Source organism: Peribacillus sp. S4 (assembly GCF_046715815.1).
GTDB classification, from domain to species: Bacteria; Bacillota; Bacilli; order Bacillales; family DSM-1321; genus Peribacillus; species Peribacillus frigoritolerans.
In genome coordinates, this window is sequence record NZ_CP175708.1 from 4,199,163 (window position 1) to 4,216,357 (window position 17,195).

Annotated in this window: 22 protein-coding genes and 3 riboswitches; of the genes, 11 read left to right on the forward strand and 11 right to left on the reverse strand. The window is 41.0% G+C overall.

Annotation, left to right across the window (positions count from 1 at the left end; genetic code table 11):
• Positions 1-139: 139 nt before the first annotated feature.
• The 4 genes from ACJ9PY_RS19910 to ACJ9PY_RS19925 form a co-directional block, all read right to left on the reverse strand.
• Positions 140-451, reverse strand: coding sequence for a rhodanese-like domain-containing protein (locus ACJ9PY_RS19910; protein ID WP_034309364.1), 312 nt, complete (start codon positions 449-451; stop codon positions 140-142).
• A gap of 157 nt (positions 452-608) precedes the next feature.
• Entirely contained in the window at positions 609-1,637 is a 1,029-nt protein-coding gene (locus ACJ9PY_RS19915) for an NADH:flavin oxidoreductase/NADH oxidase (protein WP_034311501.1), read from the reverse strand.
• A gap of 412 nt (positions 1,638-2,049) precedes the next feature.
• Positions 2,050-2,892, reverse strand: a complete 843-nt coding sequence (locus tag ACJ9PY_RS19920) for an aldo/keto reductase (RefSeq protein ID WP_048681988.1) — start codon at positions 2,890-2,892, stop codon at positions 2,050-2,052.
• 173 nt (positions 2,893-3,065) lie between these two features.
• On the reverse strand, positions 3,066-4,271 hold the full coding sequence (locus ACJ9PY_RS19925; protein ID WP_400448558.1) for an MFS transporter: 1,206 nt from the start codon (positions 4,269-4,271) through the stop codon (positions 3,066-3,068).
• Positions 4,272-4,459: 188 nt separating this feature from the next.
• Between ACJ9PY_RS19925 and ACJ9PY_RS19930 the strand changes: the two genes are divergently transcribed.
• From ACJ9PY_RS19930 to ACJ9PY_RS19940, 3 genes are all read left to right on the forward strand, one after another.
• Complete coding sequence (locus ACJ9PY_RS19930) at positions 4,460-4,831, forward strand: winged helix-turn-helix transcriptional regulator (RefSeq protein ID WP_063575430.1); 372 nt, start codon at positions 4,460-4,462, stop codon at positions 4,829-4,831.
• Between the two features lie 419 nt (positions 4,832-5,250).
• Positions 5,251-5,556 (forward strand): hypothetical protein, encoded by a 306-nt coding sequence (locus ACJ9PY_RS19935; RefSeq protein WP_411738807.1) that lies wholly within the window; start codon positions 5,251-5,253, stop codon positions 5,554-5,556.
• A 30-nt stretch (positions 5,557-5,586) separates the two neighbouring features.
• Positions 5,587-6,738, forward strand: coding sequence for a CAP domain-containing protein (locus ACJ9PY_RS19940; RefSeq protein ID WP_411738808.1), 1,152 nt, complete (start codon positions 5,587-5,589; stop codon positions 6,736-6,738).
• 55 nt (positions 6,739-6,793) lie between these two features.
• Here ACJ9PY_RS19940 and ACJ9PY_RS19945 read toward each other — a convergent pair whose 3' ends face one another.
• A complete protein-coding gene (locus ACJ9PY_RS19945; protein WP_063575427.1) occupies positions 6,794-7,987 on the reverse strand; it encodes a nucleoside transporter C-terminal domain-containing protein in 1,194 nt (397 codons plus the stop codon).
• Between the two features lie 176 nt (positions 7,988-8,163).
• A riboswitch (purine riboswitch) is annotated at positions 8,164-8,264 on the reverse strand.
• A gap of 213 nt (positions 8,265-8,477) precedes the next feature.
• Between ACJ9PY_RS19945 and ACJ9PY_RS19950 the strand changes: the two genes are divergently transcribed.
• Positions 8,478-9,182, forward strand: coding sequence for a DUF421 domain-containing protein (locus tag ACJ9PY_RS19950; RefSeq protein ID WP_063575426.1), 705 nt, complete (start codon positions 8,478-8,480; stop codon positions 9,180-9,182).
• A 102-nt stretch (positions 9,183-9,284) separates the two neighbouring features.
• On the opposite strand, the gene ACJ9PY_RS19955 is transcribed toward ACJ9PY_RS19950, so the two are convergent.
• A complete protein-coding gene (locus ACJ9PY_RS19955) occupies positions 9,285-10,031 on the reverse strand; it encodes an alpha/beta hydrolase (RefSeq protein ID WP_034309382.1) in 747 nt (248 codons plus the stop codon).
• A 310-nt stretch (positions 10,032-10,341) separates the two neighbouring features.
• Between ACJ9PY_RS19955 and ACJ9PY_RS19960 the strand changes: the two genes are divergently transcribed.
• Positions 10,342-10,662, forward strand: coding sequence for a PadR family transcriptional regulator (locus tag ACJ9PY_RS19960; protein WP_268564450.1), 321 nt, complete (start codon positions 10,342-10,344; stop codon positions 10,660-10,662).
• Between the two features lie 267 nt (positions 10,663-10,929).
• Positions 10,930-11,193 (forward strand): hypothetical protein, encoded by a 264-nt coding sequence (locus ACJ9PY_RS19965; RefSeq protein ID WP_411738809.1) that lies wholly within the window; start codon positions 10,930-10,932, stop codon positions 11,191-11,193.
• On the opposite strand, the gene ACJ9PY_RS19970 is transcribed toward ACJ9PY_RS19965, so the two are convergent.
• Both ACJ9PY_RS19970 and ACJ9PY_RS19975 read right to left on the reverse strand, forming a co-directional pair.
• Positions 11,194-11,340: a hypothetical protein gene (locus ACJ9PY_RS19970; RefSeq protein WP_153246159.1), complete on the reverse strand. Its 147-nt coding sequence runs from the start codon at positions 11,338-11,340 to the stop codon at positions 11,194-11,196.
• 21 nt (positions 11,341-11,361) lie between these two features.
• Positions 11,362-11,904, reverse strand: coding sequence for a VUT family protein (locus tag ACJ9PY_RS19975; RefSeq protein WP_063575425.1), 543 nt, complete (start codon positions 11,902-11,904; stop codon positions 11,362-11,364).
• A 50-nt stretch (positions 11,905-11,954) separates the two neighbouring features.
• A riboswitch (PreQ1 riboswitch) is annotated at positions 11,955-11,997 on the reverse strand.
• A 239-nt stretch (positions 11,998-12,236) separates the two neighbouring features.
• On the opposite strand from ACJ9PY_RS19975, the gene ACJ9PY_RS19980 reads away from it, so the two are divergent.
• From ACJ9PY_RS19980 to ACJ9PY_RS19995, 4 genes are all read left to right on the forward strand, one after another.
• On the forward strand, positions 12,237-12,713 hold the full coding sequence (locus ACJ9PY_RS19980) for an SRPBCC family protein (RefSeq protein ID WP_239858630.1): 477 nt from the start codon (positions 12,237-12,239) through the stop codon (positions 12,711-12,713).
• A gap of 45 nt (positions 12,714-12,758) precedes the next feature.
• Complete coding sequence (locus tag ACJ9PY_RS19985) at positions 12,759-13,199, forward strand: SRPBCC family protein (RefSeq protein ID WP_063575424.1); 441 nt, start codon at positions 12,759-12,761, stop codon at positions 13,197-13,199.
• A 175-nt stretch (positions 13,200-13,374) separates the two neighbouring features.
• The gene (locus tag ACJ9PY_RS19990) at positions 13,375-13,944 is read left to right on the forward strand and encodes a TetR/AcrR family transcriptional regulator (RefSeq protein ID WP_057276790.1); all 570 of its coding nucleotides are present in this window, start codon (positions 13,375-13,377) and stop codon (positions 13,942-13,944) included.
• A gap of 51 nt (positions 13,945-13,995) precedes the next feature.
• Positions 13,996-14,343, forward strand: coding sequence for a DUF4260 domain-containing protein (locus ACJ9PY_RS19995; RefSeq protein WP_411738810.1), 348 nt, complete (start codon positions 13,996-13,998; stop codon positions 14,341-14,343).
• A gap of 44 nt (positions 14,344-14,387) precedes the next feature.
• Here the strand turns inward: ACJ9PY_RS19995 and queE are convergent, their stop codons facing one another.
• The 3 genes from queE to queC are packed head-to-tail and all read right to left on the reverse strand — an operon-like array spanning position 14,388 to position 16,244.
• Positions 14,388-15,116 carry a 7-carboxy-7-deazaguanine synthase QueE gene (gene queE, locus ACJ9PY_RS20000; protein WP_063575422.1) on the reverse strand — a complete coding sequence of 243 codons (729 nt, stop codon included), beginning with the start codon at positions 15,114-15,116 and terminating at the stop codon, positions 14,388-14,390.
• Complete coding sequence (queD, locus tag ACJ9PY_RS20005; RefSeq protein ID WP_034309398.1) at positions 15,109-15,579, reverse strand: 6-carboxytetrahydropterin synthase QueD; 471 nt, start codon at positions 15,577-15,579, stop codon at positions 15,109-15,111. Before queD ends, queE begins: the two co-directional genes overlap by 8 nt.
• Positions 15,579-16,244 (reverse strand): 7-cyano-7-deazaguanine synthase QueC, encoded by a 666-nt coding sequence (gene queC, locus ACJ9PY_RS20010; RefSeq protein ID WP_239858648.1) that lies wholly within the window; start codon positions 16,242-16,244, stop codon positions 15,579-15,581. Before queC ends, queD begins: the two co-directional genes overlap by 1 nt.
• Before the next feature lie 55 nt (positions 16,245-16,299).
• Positions 16,300-16,342: riboswitch (PreQ1 riboswitch) on the reverse strand.
• Positions 16,343-16,973: 631 nt separating this feature from the next.
• Here queC and ACJ9PY_RS20015 point away from each other — a divergent pair.
• Positions 16,974-17,189: a hypothetical protein gene (locus ACJ9PY_RS20015; RefSeq protein WP_053536010.1), complete on the forward strand. Its 216-nt coding sequence runs from the start codon at positions 16,974-16,976 to the stop codon at positions 17,187-17,189.
• Positions 17,190-17,195 lie beyond the last annotated feature (6 nt).

Below are 17,195 nucleotides of genomic sequence, written 5' to 3' on the forward strand. Positions count from 1 at the left end.
CACGACTTCAAATATGCACGTCTTTCCGCATATTCACGGCATTGTGAACAAACCATGATCTTTTTTCTTTCTTCATTCAAATAAGCCGTCACATTCCTGGATTTACGCTTACGAAAGTAACAGGCCATTTTGAAGAGCTTCACTTAACGATGACTTCGCCGTCCCATTCAAGCATTCCGCCAACCATGTTTGCCACTTTATATCCTTGTTCCTGAAGATAATGGCATACATTTTCACTGCGGCGTCCTGAACGGCAGATAAAGATATATTCTTTTTCTTTATCAAAATAGTCAAGGTTCGCCGGGATATCATTCATGCGAATATGTTTCGCGCCTTCGATCATTCCCTCTTGCACTTCTTCGTCTTCACGAACATCGACAAGTTCCATCGCTTCTCCTGCCTCAAGCTTAGCTTCCACTTCTTCCGTTGTAATGATTTTGATTTCTTCCATAATTAGCACCTCGAATTATCGTTTGATTTATCTTTTTCATTATAGCAAAATTTCCAGTCAAACATCACGTAATGGATTCGCATATGCAAATTCCCTCATGCACTGAATGAAAAAAACGCCAGCGAATATAATATTCGCGGCGTTTTAAAAATCCGTATCAATGCTTGAATCCAAGTTGATATTGTTTAGGGATCTCCGTTTTTATATTCAAAGCTTTAGATGCTTCAAGTGCCCAATAAGGGTTTCGCAGCATTCCTCTGCCGACAGCGACCAAATCTGCTTCTTCATTGCCAATGATTGAATTTGCTAGAATCGGATCATCTAAACGACCTACTGCAATCACCGGAATATCCAAAGCTTTTTTGATTTCCCTGGCCAACGGAGTTTGATAGCTGGCATGGGTACCAGGTCTTCCGTCTGCTCCAATCGGGCCTTCTCCTCCAGAGCTTACATGGAACATATCGACGCCTGCTTCTTTAAAGACTTGTGAAAATGCAATGCTTTCCTCAATACCATATCCGCCTTCAACGTATTCTTTTGCAGAAATGCGCATGATTAAAGGCATGTCGGCAGGCATTTCGCTTTTCACTGCTTTAATGACTTCCACTCCGAATTTAGTCAGGTCCCTTCCATATTCGTCATCACGTTTATTCGTAAGCGGTGATGTGAATTGGTGGATTAAATACCCGTGTGCACCATGTAATTCGATTACGTCAAATCCTGCTTGAACTGCCCTTCTGGCCGATGCCCGGAATTTATCGACCATTTCCTTCACTTCTTCCGTTTCTAAAGCCCTTGGTGTTTTATACGTTTCATCAAACGCAATGGCTGAAGGTGCCACCGGCGGTTCCGCATCCTCCGCTTTACGGCCTGCATGGGCAATTTGTATCCCGATTTTTGCACCGTATTGATGAACTTCCTTAACGATGTTGGAGAAAGCCCCAATTTGATCGTCGGACCATAATCCAAGATCGCGATTCGAAATGCGCCCATCAGGCTCCACATCAGTCATTTCCACTATGATTAACCCCGTGCCGCCAACTGCCCTGCTTACATAATGTTGCTGGTGCCAGTTCGTTGGTATACCATCTTCCGCTTCGACGGAGTATTGGCACATCGGCGGCATGACGATCCTATTTTTAAGTTCAAGTTCTTTTATGCGATAAGGTGAAAATAAATCATTCATCATTCTTCATCTCCTTTTTATATAATGCATGCACATGCATTTATATCATCCCAGTAATACTGTGTCAACTAATCGGATTCCCCAAGCTTTCAGTGTAAATTCCGGTGCGAAATTCATAAAAAAAGAGAAAGACGGATATCCCGTTCCCTGACTGTGGACAAACTGGAATAATTAAGATTGCCTACATTTTTTTTAAGGGAGTGTAATATGAATGTTGATTTTCACTCCAGGCACTCGCTTTCCGCGGGCGGTCCGGGAGCCTCCTCGGCGCAAGCGCCTGCGGGGTCTCCCTTTGACTCGCTTTTCCCGCAGGAGTCTCGCACCTTACATTCCAATCAACTTTGTGTTAAAAGATATGTCCTCTTTAGTCTATAAACTCAGAAGGATATCTCGTCCCTCTCCTTCCTACTAATTAAAAGTCGAAATTATCAGGATCTGGACCAACACGGTGATTCTGATTCAATCCATCAATTTGGTTCATTTCCTCTTCGGTCAATTCGAAATCGAATACAGTTGAGTTTTCGACAATACGATGTTCTTTAGTTGATTTCGGAATCGTTACAATCCCATTTTGTAAATCCCAGCGTAAAATGACTTGTGCAACAGATTTGCCATGCTTGGTTGCAATAGCTTGCAAAACTTCATTATCAAGAAGTTCACCTTGCATCAAAGGAGACCATGCTTCAAGTTGTATTCCTTGTTCCTTACAGAATGCCTGAACTTCTTTTTGAGTTAAACGCGGATGGCATTCCACTTGATTGACCATCGGCTTCACTTCTGCATCTTCCATCAAATCTTTTAGGTGGTGAATCTGGAAATTGCTCACACCGATCGCTTTCACTTTTCCTTCTTTATATAGAGTTTCCAACGCTCTCCAAGCTTCTTTATATTTTCCTTCCACTGGCCAATGGATAAGATATAAATCCAGGTACTCCAAGCCAAGTTTCTGTAAGCTTTTTTCGTAAGCTGCAATTGTCGATTCATAGCCTAAATCGGCATTCCAGACTTTGGATGTTACGAATAAGTCTTCCCTTGAGATTCCAGCTTCTTTTAAGCCCTCACGAATCCCTTGTCCGACCCCTTCTTCATTTTCATAAATGGCAGCCGTATCGATGCTGCGATAACCATGTTTAATGGCCACTTTAACTGCATTTACCAGCTCCGGTCCTTCTTCCACCTTAAATACGCCCAATCCGAACCAAGGCATTTTGACGCCGTTATGCAATGTAGTTGTATCTTGTAAGTTTTTCACCATAATACTCTACCTCCAAATGATTGTTTTTATAGATTGTAATGCGCTTTAAGTATCAGTATCATTACATCCCTTCAGGGAACCTTCCATCATTCGCTGAAGGGATGCAATGATACTTTTCATTGATACCCTATACGCATAGCATACTTTTTCTAAGATGCATCACTTTTTTAATCCTATGCTATTTTGTCCGTTCCCTTGGTACGGTCTTTACTTTCCAGGGCCCGGCTCCAAGCTGTTAAAATCACTGCTGCAAACACCATGACTCCACCTATCCACGCTGTATGGATCAATCCGATCGAATCCGTTATCACCCCTCCTAAGTAGGCACCAATGGCGATACCCGCATTGAAGGCGGCAATATTGATGGCTGACGCCACGTCCACTGCACTCGGCACGAAACGCTCCGCTAACATGACGACATACACTTGAAGCCCCGGAACATTCATGAATGCAAACAATCCCATTAAAATGATCGTAATTAAACCAGCTACCTTGAACGGTGCCGTGAAAGTCAACACCACAAGTACAATGGCCTGAATAAGAAACATATAGAATAGGGCATTAATAGGATTGCGATTGGCGAATTTCCCGCCAAGGGTATTTCCTATTGCTATGGCTACTCCATATATTAACAAAATCAAGGCCACAGTTCCTTCTTTAAACCCTGTCACTTCCTGAAGTAATGGCGACAGGTACGTGAAGACAACGAATGTACCGCCATACCCTAACGCCGTAATGATGAATACTAGCAGCAAACGCCCATTCGTCACCAATTTGATTTGGTCACGGAAAGTGGTCCGTGCCGCTTTTCTTAAATCCGATGGGACTAGAATGCCGTTTCCGATGAAAGCGATCAAGCCGATTGCCACAATGATGATGAAAGCGAATCTCCAGCCGAATTGCTGACCGATGAAGGTTCCAAAAGGAACTCCGGTCACCGTTGCCACCGTCAGACCTGTAAACATGATGGCGATGGCACTCGCCCTGCGGTTTTCAGGGACCAAATCAGCGGCAATCGTAGCGCCGATTGACATGAAGATACCATGTGCAAGCGCTGAAATGACACGCGCGATCAATAATACACCGACCGTGGTCGCAGAAGCCGCTAATGCATTTCCGATAATGAACACGACCATTATCCAAAGCAATAAAGTTTTACGCGACATATTCGATGTTAGTGATGTCAGGATAGGTGCCCCGAACATGACCCCCAAAGCGTATAAGGACACCGTCAGTCCCGCCGTCGTCACTGTAATGTGTAAATCCTTAGAAATGAGTGGTAATAATCCCACGCTGATGAACTCAGTTGTTCCAATCGCAAAGGCACTGATCGCTAAAGCCAGCAATGCCCATGTACTTCTATTTTTATTTGAAATCATATCCTCTTCTCCTTCTTGTCATTTTGTACTATCATTGAAATTGCCTGAGCAACTTTTTTTATAAATGGTACAGTGGAATTCGGTGTGCAAATGTTATTATGAGATATAATACAAATAAAAAACAGTACGTACTTTAAAGTGATATAGGCACCTTTTAGTACCTATAATGTAAGGAGAGTATGCAAATCATGCAAAAAAAGAAATACAATATATCCGTAGAAGCGACACTTGAAGTAATGGGCGGAAAATGGAAATGCGTGATCCTCTGCCATCTGACCCACGGGAAAAAGCGGACTAGTGAATTGAAGCGCCTTATGCCGAACATCACCCAAAAAATGTTGACCCAACAGTTGAGGGAGTTGGAAAAGGACGAAGTCATCAACCGGATCGTTTACAATCAAGTCCCTCCAAAAGTGGAATATGAACTTAGTGAGTATGGAAAAAGCCTGGAAAGTATCCTATCCGCACTATGTACATGGGGGGAAAACCACATAACAAAGGTGTATGGTGATAAGTTTTCCGTTCTCGAGGAAAGTGTCTTGAATGATCAATTAAAGTAATCCCAAATGAAAAAGATTAGCGCAATGGCTAATCTTTTTTTGTTTATAAAGACTTAACTAATGGCTCTTTTCGTAAAGATTATTGTTTTTAAAACGAAACTATTTAAGGTTGATTGGAGCGGAAGTGCGAGACTCCTGCGGGAGCAGCGGGACAGGTGAGACCCCACAGGCGTTTACGCCGAGGAGGCTCACCGCCCGCACCAAGGAAAGCGAGCATCTGGAGGGGAAATCAACCACAACTCACTACCTGGTAAATCGCAACAAAGTATGTGAAAACAGCCTAACTAATAATGAAAACTTTACCTTCGAAAGAGCTACCTGTTTTATCCCCTCTTTTTTGGTATAATATGTAAAGCCAAACATTTAAATTTTTTATTTTGTAATCGACGAAGTATAATAGGGAAACCAAGGAGTGACATATGAAAGTCTTATTAGAATTGTTACGCATCATATTAATATTCGGGATAGCCGGAACAATCATTTCGAGCATTGTAAACGGCATATATATAAACATGAGAGTGACTCAGTATGGCTGGCTAGGCTCGATTGCGATACTGCTTTTATTATTCGTCTGGTATAGAAATAAACTTCAGTTCAGTGGCTGGTATTCGGGAAAAGGGAAGGAAAAGCTTCCAAAAATGGTCTCGCAAACACTCATTATGTGTTCACTATTTTTGTTAGGTGTCCCACCTGTTTTAAGTATGCTGCAGACGGTCTTTCATTAATCGGGATTCTATATCCTGGATAGAGCAGGAGTGAACGATTTGCGTAAATTGTTTAATATTGTGGTCCTCATACTCCTACTCTCTGGATTATGGTATGGATATGGTAAAGATATTCAGGAATCTGGATTCAAAGCGGGGGTTAGTGCCTTTGCATCAGATGTTCGTTCATTTATAAACGGGCCCGAGGTTACGACAGCCTTGGAAAAACTGAGTACTGGAGTCAGCAGCCTGATTGGCTCGCTGACGGAAACATTGGATAACGCTTCTGAAAAAGAATCTCAGGAAACGGAAAAAGTGAAAAAACCGGCACTGGAAGCACCTGCTGATGCATCCTTTTCAGTCCGTAATATCGAAATTGGCGACACGAAGGATGATGTAGAAAAAATGGCTGGTAAAGCTAAGCGGAATACGCGGAATGAATATGGCGTGGACTGGTTTGCCTATCACGAAAATTATCAAAACTTCTTCATGGTTGCCTACGATAACAACAATAAAGTTGTTGGTTTATATACGAACCAAGATTTGATTTCCTCAAAGGAAGGTATTAAACGCGGTACACCCAAAGAAACCGTGACGGGGAAAATGGCGGAGCCAGTAACAAAACTGCTTAAAGGAAACGTCTATTACCAGATTCGAAGTGACGGCGGCGAATACGATATGTTCGAAATGGATAATAGCTATGTGACCATTTTTTATGACAAACATGAGAAAAATACAGTCACGGCAATCCAAATCATCGACGCAAAACTCGAAAAGCAAAAGAGCGGCTATTTTGCAGAAGCCGGCCCCGAATTAAAGAAGGGCTTTGAATATCAATTATTCGATTTGACCAATGCATCACGGGTCAATCATGATCTCTCCGTGCTAACATGGGATAAACGAGTGAAGGTCACCGCCCAGGATCATAGTGCAGATATGGCCGTGAATCAATACTTCAACCATACAAACCTTGAAGGGGAATCCCCTTTTGACCGGATGAAAGATGACAAAATCAATTTCCGAATGGCGGGGGAAAACCTGGCTGCCGGTCAGAATAGCAGTATCTTTGCCCATGAAGGCCTAATGAATTCCATTGGACACAGGGAAAACAAATTACAGAAAGATTTTGAATCCCTCGGTGTCGGAGTTGCCTTCGATGAGGAAAATAAACCATATTATACAGAGAACTATTTGACGAAATAAGAAAAAGCTGTGCATGGAAAATCCTGCACAGCTTTTTTCAGATGCCCGTTTTAAATCACCAAACGAATAATCCAACGACCATGGCACTTAACAGGGAAACAGCCATCCCGCTAACCAACAGCTTCCAAACATTCCTTCCGATAATGTTCGATTTCTCATCATTGAGGATGGAATTGAATGTTCCGTAGATCATGCCCACTGTACTGAAGTTGGCAAATGACGTCAAATAAGTGACAGCCACGGCTACTGTATGCGGAGGCAGTGTACTGACTTTATCCTTTAAATCGAGCAAGGCAACGAACTCATTCGTGGCAAGCTTGATTCCCATCAATTGAGCGACATACATGGCATCATGTCCAGTTAATCCTAGCAGGAATGCAAATGGACTAAAAATGACAGAGAAAATCTTTTGAATGGTCAATCCATCCACGAAGAAGCCGAAAATGCCGTTTACGCTAGCCGTCAACGCCACATAGCCGATAACCATTGCCATGATGACGAAGACCATTTTGGCCCCAACCAACATACTGTTGGAAATGGTGGAAAAGAAATCTTTACGTTCCTCTTTAGAAGGTACATAAACGACGTCTTCTTCTTTACTGACATCGACGGGATTCAGCATATTAGCTATCAGTAAGGCATTTAAGCAGTTCAAAGGTATCGCTACAAAAACATAGGTTGCCGGTACCATGGACAGGTAGGCTCCAATGATTGAACCGCTGATGCTGCTCATGCTCATGATTCCAAATGTCAAAAGACGCTGATCCTTAATCGCACTAAGTTGAAGGCGGATTACGGCCAGTGCCTCGGTATTTCCGAGGAACATCATTTGAATCGAAAAGAAACTCTCAAGTTTCGGCAAACCGGATACTTTTGAAATGAGCCATCCCACTTTATCAATGATCCACGTAAGTATACCGAAATACGATAAAACATCAAAAAACGTGATAATGAAGATAATCGGCATCAATGCGCTGAAAAAGAAATCCACTTGTTCATTTGCCATAAGCGAAGGAAAGACAAAAGAAATCCCTTCATTCGCACATCCAATCAACCAGGTGAAGAATGAAGCGATCAGATTGATGACCCATGCCCCTATTTTTGTCGATAACATGAACCAAGTGATAAGCAATTCAAGAACCAGCAAGGTAAGAATGGCTTTCCACTTAACGTTCCTTTTATTAGGTGAACAAAGGTAAACGATGCCCATAACAACTAAAACACCTAGTATATTCAATAAGAAATACATGCTTTCATCCCCTTTAGCTATATCATTTCCCATTCGTTTTTTTTATATAAAAAGCCCTCACCTTTTTACACCTTCAGCCGCAGCAAGAAAGTGTGAAAAAGTAAGAGCTTTCATCGAAGCATGTTTTTTAGGAACCAGCTTTTTTCAAGCGAACCAACATTAACCTGTTCATCTCTTCTATTTTCATACTTCCTTGTAGTCCGGCATTACGGCTGCCAGGTAGAAACTATCAGACCATTGTCACTGATATTATACAAGGATATTTTTTAAATAAATTTCTCAGGAAAGATATCATTTTAAATCAGTTTATTTTTAATTACAATACGTTTTAAAGTTGTTATATTAATATAAATTTTTCGAAAACAGTCTATAAAGTCTCCGAAGGGCCAATGTGGGTAATACTTATGAAGGAGCCGACTAAAACTATAAACGGCCCACTCTAAAGAGGCCCATTACTTCTCCTTTATTGGAAATAAGGACGTGAATTTTTGTGGATTTTTTTAGTAGCCAGGAAACTCTTACTGCAATCCAGTGGATTTTAAGAGCCATCATTTCCTTCTTCTTCTTGCTTCTTTCGGTTAAATTGATGGGGCAACGGTCCATTTCGCAGTTAAGATTACTTGATTTCATAATGGCTTTAATTATTGGAAACATTCTTGCCCACCCTTTATCTGATGAACAGTTAGGTTTGAAGGGCTCAATGATAACAACCAGTGTATTTGTCATTTTATATATAATTAGTGTGTTTGCAGGCCTTAAGTGGGGAAAACTCCGAAGGTTTTTTGACTCGGACCCCTTTCCGCTTATCGAAAATGGACAAATCATTTACAAAAGCTTAGCAAGGGCCAGAATCTCCATCGATGTTTTATTATCGGAATTAAGAAAGGAAAAAGTCGAAGATATTCAAAAAGTATCCCTCGCGCTATGGGAACCGGACGGTACCATTTCATTGTTTTTAGATCCCCAATATGAAGCAGTAACCCCAGCAGATATGCACCTGGAAACAAACGCCTTCACTTTTCCTAAAACGATTATTAAAGAGGGAAAGATTGATTCTAAAGAATTGAACCGGGGCGGTAAAGAAGAAGCATGGCTGAAAAACAGGATCAAAATAACATATAATGCCGACGTGAACGATATTTTATTGGCAACTCTTGATAATAACGATACCTTAAAGGTCTTTTTCTACAAATAGATTTGCAGCCAAAATAAAATCCCCTCAAGTATAGTGTAAAGCCTACTTACGACTGTAAGCTTTTTACACGTTCAACTTAAAGGGGATCAAATATATCGCTTATTACTCCGACCAATTCAGTGTATTCAAGAACTTATACACATCTTCATACACCTGTTCACGTTCCTTGCCCAATGTGATAATATGGCCAGACTTTTCATACCAAATCAAGTGTTTATGCTGTGTATCGACTTCATTGAAAATCGCTGTAGCACTCTCCGTATAGTCGGGATCATCCAAACGCCCTTGCAGAACAAGAGTTGGTGATGTGATTAAATCTAAATTTTCACCTGTCTCATTTATAATGTTCAACACATCTTTTAGTTGAGGCATTGGCTCTTCTTCAAGCAGCTTCACTTCCGCAGCAATTTGGTCTGCATCTTTGCCCTCAAACTTCTTATACGCCTGTGCATAATTGAGCAAGCGGTTCTTTTGTCGATCGATACTTTTTCCTTGCGTCGGAGCGCACATTGAAACTACCCCTTTTACAGGCAATTCAATTCCCACTTTTAATGAGAACACTCCCCCTAAAGAAATTCCTACAACTGCAATTTCCTCATAGCCTTCTTCTTTTAGGAAATTATAGCCATTAACTACATCTCCCCACCATTCCTTTGGACCAGTTTTAGCAAGTTCCTCGGCTGATACTCCGTGCCCACTATAAAGAGGTCCGTGGCAAGTATAGTCGAGATCATTTAAGTACTTCCCTAATTTTTTCATATCTCCTGTACTTCCGGTAAACCCGTGAAGCAGAAGAACTGCTCTCTTTCCACCTATATATGTGAATGACTCAGGTGCTTTCACTTTCATCTATCTAGGACCTTCTTTCTTTGCTCTTGTTGATAAATAGAATCTAAATGATTTTCGAAAAAAAATCAATTAATACCCCTTGAGTAGTGATTCTTCTATCCTATTCCGTATTTTCATTAAAACAATTAAATCATATATATAGTATCCTTACCACACTCTTCACAACTCATCCGTTCCGAAGCACATTTTACTATGATTAAATTTATTTAGCAATCGTCATTTAACCATTTTTTTTAAGAAAAGTAAAATGCACCTTGTGATACGATGTACAACGTATTACACTTTAAAAATGAAAAGGAGGAGATTTTATATGGATAAAGAATTAATGAAGGGAAGCATTGACCTCCTTTTGCTTTCACTTCTATCGCAAAAAAAGCTTTACGGCTATGAAATAACGAAAATCCTGAAGCAAATGAGCAAGGGCAACTATGAAATAAGTGAAGGCACCCTCTACCCTGCCCTTAAACGATTAGAAAAAAAAGAATTCATAAAAGGACATTGGAAAGAGTCCGAATCAGGCCGCAGGAAATATTATCATGTCACCGAAAATGGACAAACCGAACTTGAGCGGAAACGCGAATGCTTTTTCTTCCTGGAAAAATTAGTTCGAAAAAGCTCACAGCAATTCTAAACCAAATAAAAAGCTTCCTGCACTTAATGGAACGGCCCAGGGAGCTTTTTTGCTGTTTTACTCGCGAATTCATGCGGAACACTTAGTTTTCGCACGTTTACTCGGGAATTTCGCACTGCACACTTAGTTTGCGCTGTTTACTCGTGAATTCGGACTGTTTACTCGTGAGTTTCGCACTTTTACTCGTGAATTTCGTACTTTTACTCGTGAATTCGCTGTTTACTCGTGAGTTTCGCACTTTTACTCGTGAATTTGGACTGTTTACTCGTGAATTTTGCACTTTTACTCGTGAATTTCGCACGTTTACTCGTGAGTTTCGCACGTTTACTCGTGAATTTCGTACTTTTACTCGTGAATTCGCTGTTTACTCGTGAGTTTCGCACTTTTACTCGTGAGTTTCGCACTTTTACTCGTGAGTTTCGCACTTTTACTCGTGAGTTTGGACTGTTTACTCGTGAGTTTCGTACTTTTACTCGTGAATTCGCACTGTTTACTCGTGAGTCACTTCAATCACGCAAAAAAAGGACCTAATCAGGTCCTTTTTTTGTCTATTCCTTTATGCTTGCGATAATTGGCGCAGGAGAGCTTCATGCATTCCCCTTGTACATGCGGGCCATATTTTTCACGAAAGGCCTCGAGGCAATAGCATTTTTCTTCTTCTTTTTTGGTTCCATCCATCAAGTGCATCCCTCCTAGCATTTAACTGGAGACTACACGTTTCTCCAGTTCTACGTTGATTCGTCCCAACAATATGGCACCAATGGACTGAATGATCGTTTTAACGATGATTTGGCCGATGACCGCAGCGGGTACCGCTTCCCATGGCAATATATTGGCACCCAGAGGACTTAGGCCAATCACGACAAATATCACCGAATCGAAAAATCCTCCAACGATCCCGCTGTAAAACACCCTCCAACTCATCGGGAGCTTTAAACGGGTATAAATTTCCGTATCCGCTGTTTCTGCGACCACGAAGGATAAAGCGGAAGCAAACACAATCAGTAACGTATCTCCTAATAAAAATGATACACATGCAGATAAAATAAGTGCAGTGACGATACATATATAGGTCTTTGTGCGGCCGAATTTATTCTGGACCAGATCTCGGAAGATGAAGGTTCCCCCGATGAGCAATGTCCCCATCGGGATGATGAACATGCCAAAATGTAATGGCGCAAAAGCTGCTGTAACCACATTCGCCGTGATGATGGATACTAAATACAATAAAATTCTTAACATTTCTTGATTCTCCTTATACAGAAAAAACAGCACCCTAAGAAAGAGCCCTGTTCTCCTTAGTTTTTTTGAGAGGGTAGCTAGAACCTCTTCCGCCCGGGCGGATTATCATTTTCCTTATTCATCGTAGCTTGAAAGCGGTTGGAAATCAAGAAGTTTCCATACCGTCGATTTTAGTATGTTTTCGCGGTTACCGATTGATTTAGCCATTTATTTCAATGTCCCTGTTTCCCCCTTTTGCCGATTTCTGTCGCATAAAACTGCTTGACCGGCTGTATACAAAAGCCGAAAATCAAAGATAGAGTCATGTACTTTATTTGGCGAGGAGAAAAAGAATGATGAAAAAAACTACGTTTGTCTATCCTATTTATATCGCAACCACACCAGAGAAGCTTTGGGAAGCCTTGACGAGTGGTGAAGTCACGGAGAAATACCACTTCGGATTACAAGTACAGTCTGACTGGCAAGAAGGGTCGGCCGTTCAATATTTGCTGGATGATGGGCGGATTACTGATCATGGGCATGTACTTAAATGCGAGCCGTTGCACCTGCTCTCGTTTACATGGATCATGGCAGGAGACGAAACACCTCGCGAGCAGCCCACACGGGTCACTTTTGAATTACAGAAAATGGACGATTCGACTGTGAAGTTAACGCTTAGGCATGAGGAGCTATTGGAGACAGATTTCGTCTATGATGACAATACCTTTGAAGGCTTGAATAATGGATGGCCAGCCCTTTTAAGTAACCTGAAGAGCTTGCTTGAAACTGGACGGACCCTGCCGCCCATATCAGTAGACTGGGATAATTAAAAAACGGAAACTATAAAAACACATCGAAAGAGAGTTGGGTTAGTTATGGATACTCAAATAATCACGAAATTCAAGATCGTCAAGCCAACGAATGAAGTGTTTGAAGCCATAGTGAATCCTGAAAAAATCGGGAATTTCTGGTTCTCATCGAGTTCGGAAAGATGGGAAAAAGGCCGGACGCCTACATTGAGATACAACGAATACGATGCTGAAGTGGTCATTCATGTATTGGAAGTAGAGGAAAATAGGAAAATCGTGTTTGCATGGGGCGGAAATGATCAAGAAACGATTGTTGCCATTACACTAAAAGAGTTGGATAAAACGAGTACGATCATTGAAGTGAACGAATCAGGATTGAGTGAAGATGACCCTGAAATAATAAACAAAATGATCGGACAAAAAGAAGGTTGGGTATATACATTAACCTGTTTAAAGGGTTATTTAGAAAATGGCGTCACTACTTTGAGAGCATCATTAGTTTTTTAATAAATTGCATAAACCCTCAATAAACTGGGGGTTTATCCTTTGCAACACTGGTGAAACAAATGGCATAATCCCACTTAAAAACAGTACTATATAGTTCAACCTAATAATTGACATTTAAAAATCCGTGAGCTTTCATCCTAATTAACCAGCGGTCAATTAATAAGGAGGTGATAAGATGTCGCCAAGGAAATCGGCAGGTCAAGAATTATCCAGGGACATGGTGTTGAATGAAGCTAGAAACCTTTTTGCAGCGTTAGGGTATTCGAATGTCTCGATGAGGCAATTGGCTAAATCATTGGATTGCAGCCATGGAGCCATTTATTATCATTTTAAAAACAAGGCGGAAATATTTTATAGTTTGGTGAAAACGGATTTTTCCGTTTTAAATTCTTCAATCGATGATATCATCCTGTCAGAAAATGACCCTTCCGTAAAAATGGAAAAGATTTTATTGTGCTTCTTGGAGTTCGGTTTAACCCAACAGAATCATTATTCCATCATGTTTTTATCGAAGGAAAAAGAAATTCAGCAGTTACTCCAATTCGATTCTAATAAAACATACGAAAAGCTAATCGAGTCCTTGACGGATCTAACGGACAACAAACTGAATCCTGCGTCCATTTGGTCGATTTTTCTTTCTCTTCACGGATTCATAACTTTTTACATTAATTCTGAACTATCTTATCAAGATGTAAAAGGTTTAGCCTATTTTCATGTAAAAAATATCACCAAGAACATCATATAATTTTTTCGAACATTATTGACCAATGGTCAATTAAACTTTGGAGGTTATGAAATGGTGAAGAAATTCCTTCATATTGAAGGACTTATGGTCCTTTTAGCGGTGATTTACTTCTATTCGTTATATGAATTCAGCTGGTGGATTTTCCTTTTGTTGATTTTGTCCCCTGATGTTTCCATGCTGGCCTATTTGATCAATGACCGGATTGGAGCAAAGGTTTATAACGCATTCCATACTTATATCTTGTCCATCCTCATGATTTTGTTAGCCATATTCCTAAAGTCGGATGCATGGGTGATGATTGGTTTAATTTGGACCGCACATATTGGAATGGATCGCTTATTCGGATATGGCCTTAAATACACATCATCCTTCAAAGCTACACACATGCAAAGGTTGTAATAAGCTTAAAAGGCAGTGTGATTAAACATCACACTGCCTTTACTTTACACACCCCGCTTGTTACCCCATATATAGGTATGCAGCTGGGGCAGGACTTTCACATCATTCAATTCATCATCCGCTATCACTTTATCAATTAACTCTTCGTACTTCTTCAATAGGCCGCTGATCAATTGACGATCATCCGCCGTCCTGCTGTCGTCATTGCCGACCTGCAGATAAAAAGGAATATCCGGGTAACGCCCATGTACATGTTTGGCATATTGATAATCTTCCTCGTTAAAGACGACGATCTTCAATGAAACATGGTTTTCTGGGTTTCGATTGGCAAGATTCGAGATGATTTGGTCAAGCACGGTAAAGTCCGTGTCCATTCCAGAGCTCGGCGGCTTAGGTGAGATAGTCAGTTCATCAATATCGAGAAACCAATCCTGCCATCGGCTCCCTTGTGTTTCGACCCCTATTTTCATTTTATTTTCATGTAAGATCGCTATCAAGCCGTTTAGGTTTTTCAGCAGGGCCGGGTTTCCCCCAGATATCGTCACGAAGGAAAAACCGGAACCCCCAATTCGCTTCAGCTCATCCCATATTTCATCGGCAGTCATCTGAACGGTATCTTCCTTACCTGTGCCATCCCAAGTAAAAGCGGAATCACACCAGGAACATGAATAATCGCAGCCGGCCGTCCGAACGAACATGGTTTTTTGACCAATGACCATTCCCTCTCCTTGGATGGTCGGCCCGAAGATTTCCATTACCGGGAGTTTACTCACTTTCCATCCACTCCCGTCTGGCTTCGGCATAGCTTGTCGGCGTTTCGTACAGTCGAACAAATTCGACTCTAGCACCCTCATATTCTTTTAATGAAAGGGCTTCGGCCATTTTTTCATAAATCCAGACAACCATATTTTCAGCTGTTGTATTCATGAGCGGCAGGGTTTCATTCAAATAACGATGATCCAGGTGGATTTCGATTTCATTTTTCCAGATATCCTTGATGTCACCAAAATCTATCATCAACCCGCGTGAATCCGTATACCCGCTCAATCCGAAAATGACTTTATACGTGTGGCCATGAAGGTTCTTGCATTTCCCTTCATAGTCATGCAGGTGGTGCGCCGCGTCAAAGGTGAATTCCTTACTTACGAGAACCCTCTTGTTTGTATACTTCAATTGGCTGCGCTGAATATCTTCATCTATTTTTTGGAGTTTATCCACTATCTTAAAACCGTACATCATGAAAGCACCTTCCGTCTGCTTACATAGTCATCCAGTCCTTTTTTCCGCAGATTGCATGCCGGACAATCTCCACAGCCATTGGAGATGATTCCGTTATAGCAAGTCAGGGTCTTTTCGCGGACAAAGTCGAACGCGCCAAGCTGGTCAGCAAGCTCCCATGTTTCCTCTTTATTAAGCCACATTAGCGGCGTATCAATCACGAATGACTGGTCCATCGATAAGTTCAAGGTCACATTCAACGATTTAATGAATACATCGCGGCAGTCAGGATATCCGCTGAAATCCGTTTCACAGACTCCTGTGACAATATGTTTAGCGCCAATCTGACTCGCCAGCACTCCGGCAAACGAAAGGAACAGCAAATTCCTCCCTGGCACGAACGTCGACGGCAGCTCCCCTTCTTCTCCGTCCGCCACTGCGATATCACTTCTCGTCAATGCATTCGGTGCCAATTGGTTCAGCAGCGACATGTCAAGGATATGATGGTTCACGCCCAATTCCTTGGCAATGTTTTGAGCGCATTCGATTTCCAAGCTATGCCGCTGATTATAATCGAACGTCACCGCTTCCACTTCTTCAAATCTCTCCAATGCCCAAAACAGGCACGTCGTACTGTCCTGCCCTCCGCTAAACACAACCACTGCCTTTTCTTTCTTCTTCATTTCTATAAAACTCCTTTTTACGGAAAAAAACAGCACCCTAAGAATAGAGCACTGTTTCTCCTTAGTTTTTTTGAGAGGGTAGCTAGAACCTCTTCCGCCTTAATGCGGAATATTATATTTTTCCAAGTCAATAGTAACTTGAAAATGATAAGAAATCAAGATGTTTATATAAAGTGAACATTAGACCTGATGGCAAATTTGGTTAACTTTTCATTACTTAAAAATCACATTAAAAATCCGATAAAAAAGAGTGAATAAAATATCGATAAAGGGGTCCAATAATTTGAAAAGCATTAAAGCCCGTATGCGGGAAATTGCTTTTTTCCCTCCCACATAAGGGAAGTTTCATTTTCATAAATTCGGGGAATATATAACTATACACAATAATGAACCATTAAAAAAGCAAATCTATCAAAAGCGGCTGGAAGTGAATATTTTCCTTTGTTTTCAGAATATTTAGTGTATAATGAATATAAGGAATATTTTAACTCAAATAATCATTGCTTCCAATACCCGCTTTCTGCAAATCCCGACATTCCCTTTCAATACCATGCACGGTCACTTACTCAGCAAGGATCCATTACATGCTTTTTCTCGAATCAAACCATTCACAACTTTATTCACACAAAAACATAATTTCCACTCCAAAATTGCAAAAAAAGGTTAAACTTCACCAACGATATGTTACTATTAAACTAAGACCTTTTAACCCCATAAGGAGGAATTCATATGAAACGTTTTTTCAAATTCATCGCAGATTTTAACGAAAGAAAAGCATTGCAACGGGAAACCAAAGAATTCTTTCGCAAAGAATACGAAAATTATATGAAGATGAATCCTGACAATCAACGTAAAAAAAGGAGATTAGCTCCTAGATTTTATGTGATTGATGGCGGTAAAAAGGACTCCACCCTTGAGATTTCTGAAAGAAAGAAATCAAGTTAACCTGGA